13 protein-coding genes are annotated in these 20,406 nt (G+C 47.2%); 7 read left to right on the top strand and 6 right to left on the bottom strand.

Annotated elements, in window-relative coordinates; all coding sequences use genetic code 11:
• Window positions 1-49: 49 nt before the first annotated feature.
• Complete coding sequence (locus B5Z18_RS00070) at window positions 50-2,413, top strand: TonB-dependent receptor (protein ID WP_079469918.1); 2,364 nt, start codon at window positions 50-52, stop codon at window positions 2,411-2,413.
• An 80-nt stretch (window positions 2,414-2,493) separates the two neighbouring features.
• Here B5Z18_RS00070 and B5Z18_RS00065 read toward each other — a convergent pair whose 3' ends face one another.
• Window positions 2,494-3,063, bottom strand: coding sequence for a hypothetical protein (locus B5Z18_RS00065; RefSeq protein WP_079467384.1), 570 nt, complete (start codon window positions 3,061-3,063; stop codon window positions 2,494-2,496).
• A 631-nt stretch (window positions 3,064-3,694) separates the two neighbouring features.
• Between B5Z18_RS00065 and thrS the strand changes: the two genes are divergently transcribed.
• A complete protein-coding gene (thrS, locus tag B5Z18_RS00060) occupies window positions 3,695-5,635 on the top strand; it encodes a threonine--tRNA ligase (protein WP_079467383.1) in 1,941 nt (646 codons plus the stop codon).
• A gap of 170 nt (window positions 5,636-5,805) precedes the next feature.
• Window positions 5,806-6,513, top strand: a complete 708-nt coding sequence (infC, locus tag B5Z18_RS00055; protein ID WP_079467382.1) for a translation initiation factor IF-3 — start codon at window positions 5,806-5,808, stop codon at window positions 6,511-6,513.
• Window positions 6,514-6,596: 83 nt separating this feature from the next.
• Here the strand turns inward: infC and B5Z18_RS00050 are convergent, their stop codons facing one another.
• Window positions 6,597-7,112: a hypothetical protein gene (locus B5Z18_RS00050; RefSeq protein ID WP_079467381.1), complete on the bottom strand. Its 516-nt coding sequence runs from the start codon at window positions 7,110-7,112 to the stop codon at window positions 6,597-6,599.
• Window positions 7,113-7,137: 25 nt separating this feature from the next.
• Window positions 7,138-7,728: an HD domain-containing protein gene (locus tag B5Z18_RS00045; protein WP_079467380.1), complete on the bottom strand. Its 591-nt coding sequence runs from the start codon at window positions 7,726-7,728 to the stop codon at window positions 7,138-7,140.
• A gap of 183 nt (window positions 7,729-7,911) precedes the next feature.
• On the opposite strand from B5Z18_RS00045, the gene B5Z18_RS00040 reads away from it, so the two are divergent.
• Window positions 7,912-8,889: a cation diffusion facilitator family transporter gene (locus B5Z18_RS00040; RefSeq protein ID WP_079467379.1), complete on the top strand. Its 978-nt coding sequence runs from the start codon at window positions 7,912-7,914 to the stop codon at window positions 8,887-8,889.
• 77 nt (window positions 8,890-8,966) lie between these two features.
• On the opposite strand, the gene B5Z18_RS00035 is transcribed toward B5Z18_RS00040, so the two are convergent.
• Window positions 8,967-10,178 carry a serine hydrolase domain-containing protein gene (locus tag B5Z18_RS00035; protein ID WP_227024529.1) on the bottom strand — a complete coding sequence of 404 codons (1,212 nt, stop codon included), beginning with the start codon at window positions 10,176-10,178 and terminating at the stop codon, window positions 8,967-8,969.
• Between the two features lie 315 nt (window positions 10,179-10,493).
• Here B5Z18_RS00035 and serA point away from each other — a divergent pair, with 315 nt between their 5' ends.
• The 3 genes from serA (at window position 10,494) to B5Z18_RS00015 (ending at window position 14,274) form a co-directional block, all read left to right on the top strand.
• Window positions 10,494-11,729 carry a phosphoglycerate dehydrogenase gene (serA, locus tag B5Z18_RS00025; RefSeq protein WP_079467377.1) on the top strand — a complete coding sequence of 412 codons (1,236 nt, stop codon included), beginning with the start codon at window positions 10,494-10,496 and terminating at the stop codon, window positions 11,727-11,729.
• Between the two features lie 169 nt (window positions 11,730-11,898).
• Window positions 11,899-12,663: a hypothetical protein gene (locus tag B5Z18_RS00020; protein ID WP_079467376.1), complete on the top strand. Its 765-nt coding sequence runs from the start codon at window positions 11,899-11,901 to the stop codon at window positions 12,661-12,663.
• Between the two features lie 33 nt (window positions 12,664-12,696).
• On the top strand, window positions 12,697-14,274 hold the full coding sequence (locus B5Z18_RS00015; RefSeq protein ID WP_079467375.1) for a S41 family peptidase: 1,578 nt from the start codon (window positions 12,697-12,699) through the stop codon (window positions 14,272-14,274).
• A 136-nt stretch (window positions 14,275-14,410) separates the two neighbouring features.
• Here B5Z18_RS00015 and B5Z18_RS00010 read toward each other — a convergent pair whose 3' ends face one another.
• Both B5Z18_RS00010 and B5Z18_RS00005 read right to left on the bottom strand, forming a co-directional pair.
• A complete protein-coding gene (locus B5Z18_RS00010) occupies window positions 14,411-14,704 on the bottom strand; it encodes a hypothetical protein (protein ID WP_079467374.1) in 294 nt (97 codons plus the stop codon).
• 104 nt (window positions 14,705-14,808) lie between these two features.
• A partial coding sequence (locus tag B5Z18_RS00005; RefSeq protein WP_079467373.1) for an HYR-like domain-containing protein occupies window positions 14,809-20,406 on the bottom strand: 5,598 nt, incomplete at its 5' end.

Below are 20,406 nucleotides of genomic sequence, written 5' to 3'. Positions count from 1 at the left end.
CGCAGTAAATCGTAAATTACTTTTGCATTTGCTGCTCATGATTTACGGTATGTTCACACGATATAGTCCCTTTTTATTGTTCTTCTTTTTGCTATGTTTCTTTAATGAAACAGCGGGACAACAATTTACCGTAAGCGGTTTTATTAAAGACAGTACCAATGGTGAATCACTCCCCGGCGCCACCGTGCAGGTGCTGCACTCCACCAACGGGGTACATACCAATAACTACGGATTTTATTCTATCACCCTGCCGGCCGGCAATTACATCCTGCTGTATTCTTTTCTGGGCTATGAATCCAAAGCAGTAGCGCTTACCCTGGATGGGAATACCACCCAGCACCTGCAACTGTACCCACGTTCGTACCAGGCAAAGGAAGTGGTGGTCACCGACAAAAGAAAAGACGCCAATGTAAAAAGTACCGACATGGGCAAGGCGGAGTTAACGGCGGTACAGATAAAGAAACTGCCCGCATTAATGGGAGAGGTGGACGTGCTCAAAGCCCTGCAGCTTATGCCGGGCGTACAGGCCGCCGGTGAAGGGAATGCCGGTTTTTATGTGCGTGGTGGCGGAGCCGATCAAAATCTTATCCTGCTCGATGAAGCCCCGGTGTATAATACAGGCCATCTCTTTGGCTTTTTCTCTGTCTTCAATGCAGATGCCATCCGGAGCACCACCCTCATCAAAGGTGGTATGCCAGCCAATTATGGCGGCCGGTTGTCGTCTGTGGCGGATATCGCCATGAAGGAGGGGAATAATAAAAATTTCCAGGGAGAAGGGGGAATAGGGCTGATCTCTTCCCGGCTGTCTTTCCAGGGACCGCTGAAAAAAGATAAAGCCTCCTTTATCGTCAGCGGCCGCCGAACTTATATCGACCTCGTTACAAAACCATTCATTAATAATACTTCGTATAAGGGTTCGGGTTATTACTTCTACGATCTGAATGTAAAGATGAACTACGCTATTTCTGATAAAGACCGTATTTACCTGAGCGGTTATCTTGGGAAAGATGTATTCAGCTTTAATAACCAGGACCGTTCCTTTGATGTAAAGATTCCCTGGGGCAATACCACGGCTACTTTGCGGTGGAATCATGTATTCAGTCAGAAGCTGTTTGCCAATACTTCCCTCATCTACAATGATTATAAATTTCAGTTCAGCGCGCTGCAGAATAATTTTGATATCAGGTTGTCTTCCGGCATCAGCGATATGAACCTGAAAACAGATTTCGATTACTATGCGCATGTAAAGCACCACATCCGTTTTGGCGGCAACTATATCTATCACACTTTTACGCCGTCTACCATCAGCGGGGAGCAGGATTCCACCAGGTTCTCCCCGGAGAACGTGTTTAAGAAATATGCCCATGAGGTGGCGTTGTACCTGATGGACGACTGGGAAATATCTCCCCGGCTGCAACTGAACGTGGGCGTGCGCTACAGCGGCTTTATGCAGATAGGCCCCTATACCCGCTACACCCGTGATGCCGCAGGGAATAAAACAGATAGCATCGTGTACCGGCGCTGGCAGCCGATATCCCGTCATGGTGGCTTTGAGCCGCGGGTCCTCCTGCGATGGTCGTGGAACGAGGAAAGCTCCGTAAAAGCTTCTGCCACCCGTAATTACCAGTTTATTCACCTCGTATCCAATGCCGGAACTACTTTGCCTACGGACGTTTGGGTGCCCAGCACTTACGTGGTGCAGCCGCAGATTTCCTGGCAATATTCCGCCGGGTACTTCCGCAACTTCAACAACAATATGTATGAAGCCTCTGCAGAGGTATACTACAAGAGCCTGCAAAACCAGATTGAATACCGGGAAGGATATACGCCTTCCTTGAATGATCCGGAACTGGACTTCGTTTTTGGGAAAGGCGAGGCTTACGGTATGGAATTATTTGTAAACAAAAAGAAGGGGCGGTTTACGGGCTGGCTGGGCTATACGCTGGCCTGGACGTGGCGGCAATTTCCTGCGCTGAATGATGGCAACCGTTATCCCGCAAAGTACGATCGCCGTCATGATTTGTCGCTGGTAGGCACTTACGACCTGAGTAAACGGTGGACTGTGTCGGCTGTGTTTATTTACGGCAGCGGTAATACCACTACGTTACCGGAAAAGTTCTATTTTATAGAAGGCACGCTGGTACAGGGTTACGGCAGCATTAACTCTTACAGGCTGGATGCCTATCACCGGCTGGACCTGTCGGCTATATACACGCCGGTGTCTAAAAGGCCCAATAAGCGTGTTAAAGGCAGCTGGACGTTTTCTGTGTATAATGTTTACAGCAGGAAAAATCCTTATTTCATTTACTTTGACCAGGAGGGGAGTGCGATAGATGGCACGTTGAAGGTGAGTGCGAAGCAGGTATCGTTGTTTCCGGTGTTACCGTCGGTGACGTATAATTTTAAGTTCTGATCCGGAATTCAAAGGGGTGATAGTACAGTGAATTCAGGAAGGGTGATAGTACATACAAATGGGGTGATAGTAGCGGGGCATTATCTCACCAGGCAGTACCTGATGATTCCTACCAAAGCAGCCACTATAGCAATAAACTGGGCAATGGCGGCGTAGTGTACCGATTTGTGAATCGTGTTGATCAGCTCTGCTTTGACATGGTTGATCGTGTCAGTCAATTCTGATTTAACCTTCTGGATATCCATTGTCAAGTCCGTTTTAACTTTTTGGATGTCCACAGTCAATTCTGATTTGACCTTCTGGATATCCAGCGTTAACCCTGTTTTAACAGCCGACAGCTCCTCTTTAGTGGCCATCAGATCCATGCGGGTAGCCAGCGTGTGGATTTCCTGCTTAAGTTCATTTTTAACCTCTGATAACTCCTCTTTAGTGGCCATCAGATCCATCCTGGTGGCGAGCGTGTGGATGTCCTGCTTTAGTTCGTTTTTAACGGCCAACAACTCGCCTTTATTAGCCAGTTGCTCAATTTTCGCGGATGATTTCCTCTCATAATGATCATCCATTGCGTTTACAACTTCCAGGGCTTTGTCGTCCGACAAATGCAAATCCTTGCGGAAGATGTCATACAGTTTTAAGTTTCCAATTGTCATATGTAATGTTTTTTTATTACAGGATTAAAATTAATTTATTCTTTATTCCGATATCGCAGTTATTACAGATATTTCTTTTAAATATATCAAATGCGATTTCCCATTATTATCTTCTAAGTACGAATGATATTTTGAAATAAATGAGCTAAGAACAGCACTTGGATTATTGCCTGGATTGTACTCCCGAAAGGATTTTGAGCCTCATATGCCCGATGATTCTGCAGATGTTACCCGACTATGGAACTGGTTCTACGCAGAGGAGACCTTTACAAACCTTATATTACACTTATAATACAGACACTGATAAACCATAGATAAACCGTATCTTATAGGTATGGCTTATATACGGCTTAACTACGGCTTATATACGGGTTATCTACGGCTTATCCTATAAGGACGGATGCCTGGGTATTGCGGCAGCGATAAGTAATAGTACCTTTGTTGTAATGATTTGTAATTATAAATGTATAATTCAACTGTGTTCACACCGCTGTATAAATATTTATTTTTAAAATCCTTAAGTTCAAGGACATGGTTATCTAAATGCTAACAAACTATTTCTTAACTTCGCAAACATTTTATAAAGGAAATATAGCCCATATGAAAAAGTATGGCGCTAACAGCAAAACGTATGATAAATATCACTTTTCCGGATGGCGCAGTTCGTCAGTATGAATCAGGAGTAACTGCATTGGACATTGCCAAATCCATCAGCGAAGGATTGGCACGCAAAGTATTGGCAGCAAATGTTAACGGGCAGGTAGTGGATGCTACACGCCCGATTTTGACGGATAGCACGCTGCAGCTGCTGACGTGGGTGGATAAGGATGGTAAAGCAACAATGTGGCATTCCTCGGCGCATCTGATGGCCGAAGCACTGGAAGCCCTGTACCCCGGCGTAAAACTCGGCTATGGCCCTTCAATTGAAAACGGATTCTATTACGATATTGATTTGGGCGACCGCACCATTTCTGAAGAAGATCTGAAAGCGATCGAAGCAAAAATGGTGGAGCTGTCTAAACACAACAGCGAATACGTGCGCAAAGAAGTAAGTAAGGCAGATGCACTGACTTATTTTACTGAAAAAGGCGATCCGTATAAAATAGAAACGATCAATGAATTACCTGACGGAAGCATCACTTTCTATACCCAGGGCGGATTCACAGATCTTTGCCGCGGACCGCATATTCCGAATACCGGCTTTATCAAATCCATCAAGCTTACCAGCATTGCAGGCGCTTACTGGCGCGGCAGTGAAAAAAATAAGATGCTTACCCGCATCTACGGCATTACCTTCCCTAATCAGAAAGAGCTGGATGAATACCTGGCCCTGATAGAGGAAGCCAAGAAACGTGATCACCGCAAACTGGGTAAGGAACTGGAACTGTTTGCCTTCTCTGAAAAAGTAGGTTTGGGTTTACCGATGTGGTTACCCAAAGGCGCCATGTTGCGCGAACGCCTGCAGCGTTTCCTCCAGGAAGCCCAGCTGGCCAGCGGTTACCTGCCGGTAGTAACACCGCATATCGGGAATAAAAATCTGTACGTGACTTCTGGTCACTACGAAAAATATGGTAAAGACAGTTTTCAGCCGATCCATACACCGGAAGAAGGTGAGGAGTTTATGCTGAAACCCATGAACTGCCCGCATCACTGCGAGCTGTATAAGGTATCGCCAAAGTCGTACAAAGACTTACCCGTGCGTTTTGCCGAATTCGGTACCGTATACCGTTATGAGCAGCATGGTGAACTGCATGGCCTTACCCGTGTAAGAGGATTTACCCAGGATGATGCGCATCTGTTTTGCCGTCCGGACCAGGTGAAGGAAGAATTCCAGAAAGTGATAGACCTGGTGATGTATGTATTCAACAGCCTTAGCTTTACGGATTTCACTGCCCAGATCTCGCTGCGCGATAAAGATGATCGCAGCAAGTACATCGGAACCGATGAAAACTGGGATCTGGCGGAGCAGGCCATTATTGAGTCTGCAGCAGAAAAGGGCCTTAACACCGTAGTGGAATATGGCGAAGCGGCCTTCTATGGTCCTAAGCTCGACTTCATGGTGAAGGATGCGCTGGGCCGCAAATGGCAGCTTGGTACCATCCAGGTGGATTATAACCTGCCGGAACGCTTTGAGCTGGAGTACATCGGGGCAGACAACCAGAAACACCGCCCGGTAATGATCCACCGTGCGCCATTTGGTTCACTGGAACGCTTTATTGCTGTACTGATCGAACACTGTGCCGGTAAATTCCCGTTGTGGTTAGCGCCAACACAGGTGAAGATCCTGCCTATCAGTGATAAAAGCCAGGCGTATGCAGAAAAAGTAGCAGAATTGCTAAAAAAAGCGGAAATTCGCGCTGAAATAGATGACAGAAGCGAAAAAATAGGTAAGAAGATCCGGGAAGCAGAGCTGGCAAAGATTCCGTACATGCTCGTACTCGGTGAAAAAGAAGCAGCTGATAATGTAGTAGCCGTTCGTCGTCAGTCAAAAGGTGATTTGGGAACTATGCAACTCGGGCAGTTTACCACTATGATAAACGAAGAGGTAGCAAACCGGAAGCCAATTGAATAACATCGCATAAATGTGGAAAAAAGGTATATAAAACAATGAACATTACTCGATTGAGGTATGTTAATTGCTGTAATTTTCCCCGTATTTTTGTAAAGATTGTTTTTGGTCCCTGGACGATATGTGGACCACGGACTAAATGGACAATTAATTAATTAATTTTATTTTTCTTAATGCAACAAAGACCCAGACCAAGCAGTTTTGGCGGCAACAACCGGGGAAGAAACCCCAACTTCCGCAGGGAACAACAACAAGAACATCGTACTAACAGGATGATACGCGTTCCTGAGGTACGACTTGTAGGTGAAAATATTGAGGTAGGTGTCTACAAAACAGAGGATGCGCTGCGTATGGCTGAGGAACAGGGTTTAGACCTGGTGGAGATTTCCCCTAATGCTGTGCCTCCCGTTTGTCGTATCATCGACTACAATAAATTCCTCTACGAAAAGAAAAAGAAGGAAAAGGAAATGAAGGCGAAGGCGCACAAAAGTGAAGTGAAAGAAATTCGCTTTACGCCTAACACCGACGACCATGACTTCGATTTTAAAGCGAAACATGCTGAAAGCTTCCTGAAAGACGGTAACAAGGTAAAAACCTATGTACAGTTTAAAGGACGTGCTATCATGTTTAAGGAACGTGGTGAATTGATTCTCCTGAAGTTTGCTGAAAGGCTGGCAGAAGTAGGTGGTCTGGAAAGTATGCCTACCATGGAAGGTAAGCGTATGATCGCCATCTTTGCTCCTAAAGCAGCGAAAAAGAAGGAAAAAGAACCTAAGGAACCAAGAGAACCCAAGGAACCGAGGGAGCCAAGAGAACCAAGAGAAGCAAAGGCGCCCGTTACGCCTCCAGCCGCTGACGCAGCAGGAGATGCTAACGCATAGCCGATGGTTATATCACATTAAAAAAGCAGCACAGCAGGGTATTATACCTTGTTGCGCTGCTTTTGCTTTTAGCGTGTAACCCGCTATTGTATTTCTTTCAACACTCTCCGCGCCCTGGAACGGATGCCAGGCGTGGGATTATTTTCCAGCTCTGCTGCTATCAGCAGCCGGATCTCGTTTTTGATGTCGGGATAATCTTTTGCCAGGTTAGCCAGTATCGTCATGGAAAATGCTTTCACCGCTACGGTTTCCAGCGGATCTTCCAGGAAGGCAAAACAACTGTTCATCACCGGCCCTTGCAGGGACTCAGGGATGCGCAGGTATTGCAATACCCTTAATACATTCCTCCTCACTGCTACAGGCATACCTGTTTCCTCCATCCTGGCTACCATCGCCGGCAGGTGAGGGGTAAGCAACTCCGGGTGCCTTTCTGCCACAAAGCTCACAATCCACGCCGCCCGCTGTACCACGCGGTATTCGTCGTGCAGGAATAAATGTATCAATGCGGCAAACCGCTCCGGATGAGGGCCTATCCATGCAGCAATGTGGAGTGATTGGGCACGGGAGTGCTCCGATAAAATTTCAGCGCGCAGATCCATAGACCTGCAATTTAATACACAGGTGCTAATTATTATCAGAAGTACTGTTTGCCAGCAGGTAAGCAAGCGTTTTCTCGCGCATCCGCTCTACGTCTTCGGGATTTACCGGCATATCCGTTTCCTTGCCCATATCATCCCAGATCCTGATCTGGATGTATTGATGAAATAAAGGATCACTGCGGAATGCCAGCGCCTCTTCTTCGCTCATGGGGCCACCCTGGTATTCCAGGGTTTGTTTGCTGGCTTCAGAGAGTGTGTCGTAATAGGCGCTGTCGGACCAGGTGAGGTAGCGTTTCGCTGCAACATGACTGCCTACCAGCTGTGCCATCCGCTCCGGAAAGCCGCATTCCAGCAGGAAAGCGCTGCCCAGGTCGTCGTGTGCGCGGGTACCGAGACCGCCCATCTGGGGGGCATTTTCAAAAAAGTGACCAATGTCGTGCAGGAATGCGGCGACGATCATTTCATCGTCAAAGCCGGTGCTTTCTGCTATGAGCGCCGCTTGCATCATATGCATCAGCATCGTTACCTGCTCACCGTATTCCTGGTGGCCATATGTATTATACAGGTCGAAAATTTTATTGATTACAGATTGGGCATGTGATTCACTACCGGTCATTTTCGTACGTTTATAAGGGTTAGTACAGTTTTTTCATAGTATGCCGTGGCATTATCGCAAATGTAATAGCTGCAACTGCTTTATCAGCATGCCTTATGTTATGTTTTTATTAATACCCGGAGTGGTTTTCAAACGCCAATAATCCTTTACCTTTGCCCTTTACTATTACACAAAACTGAACCTTTGCTAAAAAAAGAACTGCGCGTCATACTGGTGTCGCTGATTGTTAGCTTTATTCTAACGGTGGCGAAATTCTCGGCGTACTTTATGACCCATTCGGTGGCCATCCTTTCTGATGCCCTGGAATCCATTATCAACGTAGTGGCGGGAGGTTTTGCCTGCTATAGTATTTACCTCGCCAGTCAGCCGAAAGATGCCAATCATCCTTACGGGCATGGCAAAGTGGAGTTCTTTTCGATCGGCTTTGAAGGCGCTATGATCTTTATCGCCGGTGTGTTGATCCTCGTGAAAACGTTCCAGTATTTTATCCTGCCACGTGAACTGCACCGGATAGAAAGCGGTTTATGGGTATTAAGTGCTACCACTCTGGCCAACCTGCTGCTGGGACTGTATTTGGTGCGCTCCGGCAAGCAGCTTTCTTCTATTACTATTTCGGGAAATGGCCAGCATATCATGACCGATGTATACAGCAGCGCCGGGTTGATTGCAGCGTTGATTGTTATTCATTTCACCGGCTGGACCTGGCTGGACCCGGCAGTATCACTGGTGATGGGCGGATTGATCCTCGGCAAGGGATACCAGTTGTTACGCCGTTCTATTTCCGGGTTAATGGATGAAACGGATATGAAAATAGTAGACAAAGTGATCACTATTTTATCGGCCCACCGCAGGGAGAACTGGATTGATATTCATAATATGCGTGTACAGCAATATGGTAACAACTATCATATTGATTGCCATGTAACGCTGCCTTACTACCTGGAGCTGAATGATGCGCACGATGAAATGAAGAAGATTGAAAAGCTCGTGAATGAAGGGTTTGCGGGCAGCGAGGTGGAATTTTTTATTCATATGGATCCCTGTATTCCTTCCTGCTGCCACTATTGCCTGAAAGAAGCATGCCCGGTCCGGAGCCATGCATTTACCGGCGAAATAATATGGACCCGCGATAACGTGCTACCCAACAGAAAGCATGGATAGTAACACATCTCACTAAAAAAAACCAGCATAACTTATACAAGCTATGCTGGTTTTTTTATAGTAAGATGTTTAACTGTTTATTCTTCTCCCGCTTCTTCACCATCACCATGACCAATGATATCGCGTATAGGTTTTACTGCCTGGTAAATACCGCGGTTGTATTTGTTTCCTAAGATAACAAGGGTGGTAGAATCCTGTATGAAACGATAGAACACTGTATTGTTACCATGCCACCAGCCATTGTGATAAATGATATTTTTTGTACTGTCGGGATACACCATGAGCCGCCATCCCAGTCCGTAATTGCGGACACCTGGTTTTTCATTGCTGTAAGGCGTGTAGGCGGCCTTTAAGGTTGCTTCATTCAGGAACTGGCCGGAATAAAGCGCCTGGTCCCATTTGAGCATATCCCTGGCACTACTGTAAATGCCTTTATCGCCCATTACGCCGTCGAAATAAGTATCCGGTTCAAACTGTCCGTTATATTTATGGCTCTGGGTTTGATGTACGCGCACAGCAGAGGAGGGGTCGTATACAAAAGTGCTGGTCATATGCAGTGGCCCGAAAATGGTTTGCTGCATGAAGTCGGCATATTTTTGTCCACTTACCTTTTCAATAATAGAAGCAAGGAGGAGATAGTTGGTGTTGCAATACTGGAAATGCGTACCCGGCAAATGTTGCATGGCGGGCTTATGTTGTTCCATTAATTTGATCACCTCACCATTGGTAATAAAGTTGGCTTCCTCTTTCCATAAGCTATCGCAGAAATAAAGATAGTTAGGCAGGCCGCTCCGGTGGTTCAGGAGCATACGGACATTGATTCCTTTATAAGGAAATTCGGGAAAGAATTTTTGCAGGGAATCTTCCAGGCTCAGCTTCTCATTTTGTACCAGCCACATCACTGCTGCGCCGGTAAAGGTTTTTGTTACAGAAGCCAGCTGAAAAGAAGAACTATCTATCACCGGTGTTTTAGTCCGGGAGTTTTCATAGCCATGATATTTTTCAAAGATAACCACCCCTTTTCTTGCCACTATGATGGAGCCGTTAAAGCCGCTGCGTAGCAGCTTCCCGTTGTAAAACGCTTCCAGTTCCTGTTGCATTTGTTTCGTACGCGGTGATTTAAGGATGGCTTCTTTTTCCGCGGCTGATAGTCCTATAGTAAAGCGTACTGAATCTGCTGCTGCTTTCCTTTTACTTTCTTCCCTTCTTGCTGCATTGCTCTGACAGCTGGAGATAATTGCAATACCCGATATGGTTAAGATAATACTTAATGCTTTCAATCGCTTCATTAGAGGAGTTGTGACTACTTTCTTAATTCAATTTTCTACCCAAAAAATACAAAGCGCTAAATTTAGACTCAAAGTAAAAGACTGCCAAATAAAAACAGTGATTTGTGATTCTTTTAATTGATTTTTAAGCAAAAAAGCGAGAAAAACTTTAAAAATCAGCTCTGATTGTTCTGTTTTTTTGATAAAATCGAATTTGATTCCCCTGCTATTTGAATATTCCTCAACTTCGAGTAGGTTTGTGCCCTGTTTCCCCGCTATCAGCAATTATTAAGCCAATTGCAACACAGAGATACACATATAACTTAGTATAATATTATGGACCAGCAAAAGTCGACAAGTTATCCGAAAGAGAAGATCAGCATTTTATTATTAGAGAACATCAGCGATGCTGCGGTGGCAGAATTTACCACGGCAGGATACCAGGTGCGCAAACTATCGGGCGCACTGAGTGAAGAGGATCTTATCAATGAAATCAAGGACGTTCATCTACTGGGCATCCGATCCAAAACCAAAGTTACCCGTAAAGTGCTGGAATCGGCCAGAAAACTGCAGGCCATTGGTTGTTTCTGTATCGGTACCAACCAGGTTGACCTGAAAGCTGCTACAGAACATGGTGTAACCGTTTTTAACGCACCTTATTCCAATACCCGTTCAGTGGCTGAGCTGGTAATAGGCTTGTCTATTATCCTCATCCGCCGTATCGTGGATAAAAACAATGCCGCACATAACGGCATCTGGCTGAAAGAAGCCACCGGCAGCTATGAGCTAAGAGGTAAAACACTGGGGATTGTAGGTTACGGCAACATCGGTAGCCAGGTGAGCGTACTGGCAGAAGGGATGGGGATGAACGTGATCTATTACGATGCAGAAACCAAACTGCCACTCGGTAATGCAGAACAGCAACGCACCCTGAAAGAACTCTTCAACAAGGCCGATATTGTTTCCCTGCACGTACCTTCCAGCAAAACCACGGCGAATATGATCACCGCAGAAGTGCTGGCAGATGCAAAACCCGGCGCTATCTTTATTAACTATGCCCGCGGTGAAGTAGTAGACCTGGAAGCGCTGAAAGATGCACTGGAAAGTGGCCGCCTGTCCGGCGCCGCCATCGACGTATTCCCCGTAGAACCGGAGAAGAATGGCGCCGCATTCAGTACGCCGCTGCAAAAATTATCCAACGTAATCCTGACGCCGCATATCGGCGGAAGCACAGAAGAAGCGCAGCATAACATCGGCCTGGACGTGAGCAGTAAAATGCTCAACTACCTGGAGAAGGGCGCCAGCTTTGGTTCCCATACGGTGCCGGCTATCAGCGTGCCGCCTATTGAAAACACACACCGTATCCTGCATATTCATCAGAACGTGCCGGGAGTATTGTCTGCTATCAATACGGCTTTATCTGCCAACAAAATCAATATCCTGGGGCAGTACCTGAAAACCAATGACCAGATCGGTTATGTGGTACTGGATGTGGATACCAGGTTATCACAGGAAGCGTTGGCTTTGCTGAAGGAAGTAGAGCATACGATTAAAACGAGATTATTGTATTAATAAAAGCAACAACGGATTTGCGGGTGAACAGTTTCAGTTCCCCGCAAACCCGCCATGCTCACCCGCCATATCCCCCCGTTCACCGATTCTTTTTGCTCATATACATTTTTTCTGCCCGTATTTTCAAAATTCTTTGTTAACCTTGTAGTGCAACTGAAAAAAATAGCACATGAAAATGAACAGGGCACTGACGGCAGGAGCAGGGGTAATAGCCGGTCTTTTGTTGTATGTAAATGCTTCCGCACAAGATAGTGAACCAAATAAATGGGCGCCAGCCAATATTAAAATCGACGGACAGGCTACTGAATGGCCCAAACCCCTGCAGTTCTATAACAACGTAACCAAGTTATTTTACACCATAGCCAACGATCAGGAGAATTTATACGTAATCGTTAGTGTTCCTGATCTGCAGAGCCAGATGAAAATTATGCGTTCCGGCCTTACTGTTTCCATCAACGCTACCGGGAAGAAAAAAGGCGGCGCGGGGATTACATTTCCGCTCACCTATAATATAAATACCGGCGCGCCCGATGTGCCGGAAGAATCCAGGGCGCTCATCGCAGGCGAATTAAAGAAACAACTCCTGGCGAACGTAAAGGAGATTAAAGTAGAAGGATTCGACAGCATCCCGGATGGCAATATTCCGGTGAAGAATACGTTTGGTATTCAAACCACCTCTTCTTATGATGCCGCCGGTAACCTGGTATGTGAACTGGGAATCCCATTGAAAGTGCTGGGCATCCCCGCCGGAAGTGATAAGCCCATTGCCTATCATTTCAAGGTAAATGCCATGAAGAGAGAGGATAAAAAAGAACTGGAGGCTAAACGGGCCAAAGGAGAAAAGCCCCCAATGCCGGGTGAGTATGCGGATAATTTCGCCTTGTACTATTCAGCCGACTTCTGGACACGCCAAACACTGGCCACCCAAAAGTAAGCCAGTCTGACTACCATCGTCTTAACTGTTTTTATGTATAAAAAACTGTTTTCTGCGGGAACTACAACGATATTGGCGGGTGCCTTGTGTTCAGGCGCTTTTATGTCCTGTCACAAAGATAAAGCCGCCTCTCCGCCACCTGTTGACATTACAGACGCCCTGAAGAAGGATTCCCTGAAATACCTGATGTACCAGATTATGCAGGTAACCTACGGCGATGGCGGACGAACCGCCAGCAAAGGACTGCCTACTTACTATTGGTATTCCAGCGTACCGCAGCTGGATCCCCTGGCCAGCAAGTATACGGATGCAAATGCCCTGCTGACAGAGATGAAGGGGTATGCCATTAATCCGGCTACCAATGCAGCATACGATCATTACAGCTTCCTCGATGAAGATGGCACTATCACCAATCAGCTCATGAACGGTGTATCGGAACAGAATGCCGCCGCCAATCCCTCTAAACTGGGATTTGACATCGGGTTCGCCGCAGGAGCAGACGCCAGTAAAGTGAGATTGTTTGTAAAGTATGCAGATAAGAACAGCCCGGCCGGTAAAGCAGGGGTTTTAAGAGGGTGGGAGATCACTTCCGTAAACGGCAATACCAATTTCTCCAGCGCCTCATCTGCCATTAACTCGCTTTATAATACTATTTCAACGGCATCCACTATCACGCTGGGATTCAAAAAACAGGACCAGACCGCGGTTACCCTTACGCTCAATGCAGCTACCTATAACATCAACCCGGTGCTGTTTGATACGGTTTATACCGTTAAAAATACCGCCAACATAGATATCAAGGTGGGCTATTTTGTGATGTATACTTTTTCAAGTGTGACCAACGATGCGGGCAATGCTACTGCCACGAAAACGGCTTTGGATCAGACAATCGCCAAATTCAAGGCACAGGGCATAAAGCAGCTGATCGTGGATTTCCGGTATAACGGCGGTGGAGCTACGTCTACAGCGGAGTACCTCGACAATGCCTTTGCTCCTTCCGCTGCTGCGGGTAAAGTGATGTATACCTACAAGTATAACGATAAGATCATGCAGAACCTGGCCGCTACCAAACTGGATGCACAGGTGAACTATGCCGCTGCCACAGGCGGCATGGGACTGGATAATATATTTTTTATTGTATCCGGCGAAACTGCTTCTGCCAGCGAATTAACGCTGAATAATCTTAAACCCTACATGAATGTAAGGCTCATCGGCAAGAAAACATATGGGAAACCAGTTGGCTTTATTGATTTCAATATTACGATGTATGATAATGATCATAAGCCGGTATACCTCGCGGACCTGTATGCCATCAACTTTGAAACCACGAATGCCAACGGAAACGGCGGCTACTACACCGGTATCCCGGTGGATGCAGAAGCTGTTGACTATGTAAATATCGCATGGGGTAACACTACTTCAGATCAGAACCTGCAACAGGCCATGAACTATATTTCAACAGGCAGTTACCTGAACCTTCGCAGCAGCGCGAGGATCAGTGCTGCGGCCGGTAATGATTTACGTGAGGCGATTCCCAATATCACGCCCGCCAGAGGGTTTAACGGAATGGTTGACTTTAGGCTGAGCAAGAAAGTAGCAGGACTTCAATAACATATAACCTTTAGCGTTAGCTGGTTAATTAAAAGCCGCGCAGATCGAAAGATCTACGCGGCTTTTCTGTTTTTGGAGATAATAAAAAAGTCCGGGTACGTATACCCGGACCCGTTAGTTGATTAAAGAAGATGTATCAGCGGTGACCCAGTTTACGGATCATATCTTCAGCCATATCTTCTGAATAAACACCATACCCGTACATCAATACGCCTTTGAGTCCTGATTTGGTTTCAATGGCATACACTACTGCCTCATCGCCGGGGTCAGTATCTCCTTCAAAACGATAGGTTTCTGTAATTTCAAAATCCTCTGGACGCACATTCCCGCTGTTACACTGAATACTGTCGAAAACAAGATTGAAATCGGTGGTGTATCCGCGTTTGCGCAGATCTTCCATGGCCGCTGTTACGGTGTCGAACACTTTCATATAAAAACAATTTCCGGTTTGCAAATGAAACGGTACTAAGTTATAAAACAAAAAGCATAAAGCCGGGTGGCCTTATGCTTTTTGTTTTATGATTGTATCCGTTATTACCGGATAACGGTAACTTCTCCTTTCAGTACGTTGGAGGATCCGCCGGCTACTTTCTTGTAAGAAAGCCACCATACGTATGTACCAACATCCACCGGAACTCCCTTGTATTTACCATCCCATCCTTTATGGTTGTCGGACGACATAAAGATCAATTCGCCCCAGCGGTTAAAGATCCGCAATTCGTAGTCGAACATTTGTCCTCTTACTACTGGTCTGAACACATCGTTACGTCCGTCGCCGTTTGGTGAGAAGGCGTTTGGCAAGGTTGGTTTAGGTTCACATTCTATAAAGCCTACTGTGATGTCGTCGGTAGCCGATCCGCAATCGTTGAATACAGTTACGGTATAAGTACCTCCGTTGGTAACGGTGAGGGATGGTCCGCCGGAACCGTTATCCCAGCGTACACCGGTAATACCACCACCTTCAGCGCGCAGTATGAGTGTTTCACCTTTACACAGGGTAGTATCTCTTCCCAGGTTGATAACCGGCAAACCGGTGATGTTTACTTTCACGCTGTCCATGAACACACGTTGACAGTATTTATCCATCACAGCCAGTTTATAGCTGCCGGCCTGAGAAATTTGTTTAACCGGGTTAGGATCGCCGTCGTTCCAGAGATAAGAAACTGCATCCGGGTTGGTACCGTCCAGGGTAATGGTGCCACCAGGGCAGATGTTCCTGTCGGGTCCCAGCTCCATTGTGAGCGCTGGTTTCATTCTCACGTTTACGGTATCTCTTACCACACAATTATCCCTGCTTACAGCTACCCAGTATCCGCCTGGTTTGTTTACCACGATAGAGTTGCTGGTTTCACCTGTCTGCCATTTGATGCGGCCGCCGTTTGAATTAACGGTGAGCATAATGGACTGGTCAGGACAGATAGAGGTGTCGCGGCTCAGGCTAATATCCGGTGGAGGATTCACGCTCACTTTCACGGTATCGATGGTGATACATCCTGACTTCATCACTTTCACCCAGAATTGTTCCTGTGTTCCTACCAGGATAGAAGGTTCGGTAGAACCGTTACTCCAGAGATAGGAGCCACCATTTACATAAGCATCCAGTTTCACGGTTTGGCCGCGGCAGATGGTCGTATCAGGGATATCGACCAGTGGCGTTGGTACCAGACCTACATGAATGGTATCGGTAGTGGCACATTCGCCGTTGCTTACATTTACCCAGTAGGTGCCTGCCTGGTTAATATTGATCCGCTGCGTGGTTGCGCCGGTAGACCATTTAATCTGGTAGGCGAAGTTAGCAGGACCAGCATCCAGTACCAGGTTGTTGCCGCCACAGATAGTGGTATCGTTACCCAGGTTCACCATTGGTTTCTGAATGTAGTTCAGGTTATAAGTCACGGTATCGGAAGAGCAACCTGTTCTGCCATCTGTAATAATAAAGGAAGCAGAAGTAGCGCCGTTCAGGTTGAACACGTTGTTGCTTTGTGTTCTTGGTAATCCTGTTACCGCGTTGGCCGGCGTAACTGCTACCAGCGTATAGCTAGGCAGGTATACATTGCCAACTTTGCGTAAAGCGATCCTGCCGTTGTCGGAACAGTTGGATGGCAGGGTGGCTTCCAGTTGCGGTTTATCGCAAGGCTTAATAATTACACGTTGGATTACGTCGTTGGCTTTATTGCCGCAGGCATCCATGATAGTCCATCTTCTTACAATCGTATATCCGTTACAGATATCTTCCACATATGGATCTTCTGTATAGATAGCTCTTTTCGGGAAGCTGTTATCACAGTTGTCTGTTGCGGTTAATACCGGTGCTGCCGGGATTTTATCCTGACAGTAGATTTCCACATCTGCAGGTGCAGGCATGATCACAGGTCTGGTTGTATCTTTTACAGTTACCACCTGTGTAATGGTAGCGGTATTACCACAGGCATCTTTAGCAATCCAGGTTCTGATGATGCGGTAGTTACCGGCACATTCGCCTGGTGTTCTTTCTGTAGTGATCCTGCGTGATACGGTAAGACCATTTCCGATGCTGCTGCAGTTATCAGACACCTGTACATCGGTAGCAGGAGCAGGGATGTTATCACAGCTCACTGTTGTGTCGGCAGGAGGCATTACGGTGAATACCGGTTTAGTGGTATCCTGAACGGTGATGATCTGCTGCATCACTGATTTATTGCCGCATTCGTCGGTAGCGGTCCAGGTTCTGGTTTCCTGGAAGTTCCTGGCGCAGTTGCCTGGTAATTTCACGGTTTTGGTACTGGTGAATACCTGGATGCTGCCGCTGCAATTATCGGTGGCGGTGATCGCAGGCCATGCCGGTACCTTATCGCAATCTACTACGGTATCTTTTGGAGCAGGCATGCTGAATACCGGTCTGGTAGTATCCTGTACCCTGATGATCTGTTGTACTGCACGTGCATTACCACATTCATCAAAGGCGGTCCACTTACGATAGATCACGTAGTTGTTATTACAGTTGTTAGTATTGCGGGCCGCAGAGTCTTTCGGCACTACTGTAATTACGCCTGGCGTACAGTTATCGGAAGCCGTGAGATTAAATCCGGCCGGGATCTTATCGCAATCCACGGTGGTATCAGCAGGTGCTGCCATGTTGAATACCGGTGCGGTCATGTCTTTCACGGTGATCACCTGTTTCAGGGTCACGCCTGTGTTACATTCGTCTTTCGCAGTCCAGGTGCGGATCAGCAGGTAGTTGTTGGAACAGTTGCCTGGCAGATCCTGGCGAACTTCCACTACAGGGATAATGATTTCCCCTGCGCAGTCGTCGTTGGCTTTCTGATCTGTTTTAGCAGGCACTTTATCACAATCTACGGTGGTATCCGCAGGCGCCGGTGTAGTGAATACCGGTGCTTTGGTATCCTTCACGGTGATGGTTTGTGAAGCGCTTACTGAAAGACCGCATCTGTCTGTCGCTGTCCAGGTACGGGTAATGGTACTGAGGCAAGGCGAAGTAACCACGGTTACATCATTGTGAGTAATGGTCAGAGGCTCGTTGTTATAAGGCGCATGACTGAACGCCGGATCTCCGAAGAGGGTGGTGTAGTCTTTACCTCTTTCACATTCCGTTGTAATAGCCGGAGGAGTGAAAGTAACAATCGGGCTGATGGTGATAGCGGTGATTTTCACCACGTTGCTGATGTTGTTGATACAAGCTCCGGAAGCTACCACTCTTCTGTACCAGGTGTTGGCTGCAAGCAAACCAGGCTGGTAAGTAGCGCTGGTGGCGCCGGTGATGTTGGTGAATGGTCCGTTTGCACCGGCAGTGCTTTGTTGCCACTGGTAGGTGTAAGTACCATTACCACCGGTCAGTGCAATACTACGTATAGCCATTGGCGTTTCTGTTACGCAAACTGTCTGATCATCCTGGATGGTGTTACCGAGTATCGGTTTACGGTTAATCAGGGTGACACTGGAGCTGGAAGCGTCGCATACGCCGTTGCTTACTACCCACGTTAATTGGGCTGTTTCGCCGGCAGGAACCGTGATGGTAGCATCTTTCCGGTTTATATCACTGATATTGATCAGTGCCGCGTTGTTGCTGGTTACAATCCAGGTACCTTTTGCACCTGCAACACCAGGATCGCTGGCATTCATGTTAAAGGTAGCATTATCGCAATGTTCCTGATCGCTACCTGCATTGGCAGGTACCGGTAATCTGTAGTTGATGAGTGTTACATCATCCCAGGTAGCGCTGCACACACCGTTGGTCACAGTCCAGCGTAAAGTAACCGTATCACCTACGTTGATGTTTACATTGGAAGTAGGACTGTTGATAGACCTGATTGCCGCATTTCCTTTAATCACAGACCAGAAACCTTTGGCACTTGGTACAGATACCGGATCTGCTGCCAGGGTGAAGTCGCCGGTGTTGTTACACATTTCAATGTCTGTTCCTGCATTTGCAGCAGCAGCGGTTTTGTAGTTAATAAGCGTAACTGTGCTGCTGGTGCTGGTACAGCTACCGTTTGTTACGGTCCATTTCAGGATCACGGTATCGCCAACCGGAACGGTTACTGCGGTATTCGGATCATTTACCGATTTGATAACGGCATTACCGGGAACACGGCTTACATCTGTCCAGGTGCCTGTTGCACTGGAGGCTCCAGGCTGACTGGCTTTCATGATGAAGTCGGCAGCGGTGTTACATTTTTCCTGGTCAGGACCGGCATTTGCCGTGATGGCTGCTTTATAGTTGATGATCGTTACCCTGCTGAAGCTGGTATCACATACACCATTTGCGATAGCCCACTGGAGTATTACGGTATCGCCTACAGGCACTGTTACCGCGGTAGTCGGACTATTTGGTGATTTGATCTTTGCTTTTCCAGGTACCGGGCTGATATCAGTCCAGGTGCCTTTTGCAGTTGGTACGCCCGGCACATTTGCCGCCATGATGAAGTCGCCTGTATTGTTACAGAGGGCCTGGTCAGGACCGGCGTTTGCTTTATTGGCGTTCGCGTAGTTGGTAAGCATTACCGTATCATAAGTAGCGGCGCAGGTACCATTGGTGATTTTCCACACCAGTTTTACGCTAACACCCGCTGCAACAGTTACGGTTGTGTTGTATTGATTTGGAGATGAAATATTCACCCCGGCGGTACCGGCAGGATTTGTCCAGGTACCGGTTACATGTAAACCTGCAGGTTTGCTGCCATTCAGGATAAAGTTGACATCATCACATTGTTCCTGGTCGGGGCCAGCCGTGGCGGCAGCAGGTGTTTTGTAGCTGGTGATCCTTACGGTATCTGCCAGGTCTGCCGCGCATTTCGGGTTGGTGATCTTCCAGGTAAACAGGATGGAGCTGTCTGCCGGAACAGTAACGGATGTTTTAGGATCGTTGATGTTGGTAATTTTCACGGAAGCCGTAGCCGGTGAGAAGGTCCAGGTACCAATGGCGCCCAGCTCTGTAGGAGCAGTTGCGTTCATGGTGAAGCTGGTTTGCTCACATGCTATTTTATTGGTGCCGGCATCACGCATTACCGGTTTTTTCAGACTGGTGATCCTTACGGTATCGATGTTGTCGGCCGCACACTTCGCGTTGGTGATTTTCCAGGTAAACAGGATAGAGCTGTCGCCCGGAACGGTAACGGTAGTTTTAGGATCGTTGATGTTGGTAATCTTCACAGAAGCCGTAGCTGGTGAGAAGGTCCAGGTACCTTTAGCGCCCAGCTCCGTAGGGGCGGTAGCGTTGAGGGTAAAGGTAGTTTTCTCACATTCCATCTGATCGGCGCCTGCGTTGCGCATGATTGGTTTGAGCAGGCTGGTGATTGACACGGTATCCACGTTATCAGCCGCGCATTTCGCGTTGGTAATCTTCCAGATCAGCTGCACTGCGGTGTTTGCAGGAACCGTTACATTGGTTTTCGGATCATTCTTATTCACAAAGGTCACCGCGGCAGTAGCAGGGAGGAACGACCAGGTACCTTGTGCGCCCAGCTCAGTAGGAGCGGTAGCGTTGAGGGCAAAGGTAGTTTTCTCACACTCCATCTGATCGGTACCTGCGCTGCGCATAATTGGTTTGAGCAGGCTGGTGATTAATACGGTGTCCGTATTATCGGCCGCACATGTTACGTTCGTGATCTTCCAGATCAGTTGCACTGCGGTGTT

Origin of the sequence: Chitinophaga ginsengisegetis (assembly GCF_900168065.1) — a bacterium.
Classification (GTDB): Bacteria; Bacteroidota; Bacteroidia; order Chitinophagales; family Chitinophagaceae; genus Chitinophaga; species Chitinophaga ginsengisegetis.
The sequence above is the reverse complement of the archived record's forward strand: the minus strand, read 5'-3'. Positions and strand labels throughout refer to the sequence as shown.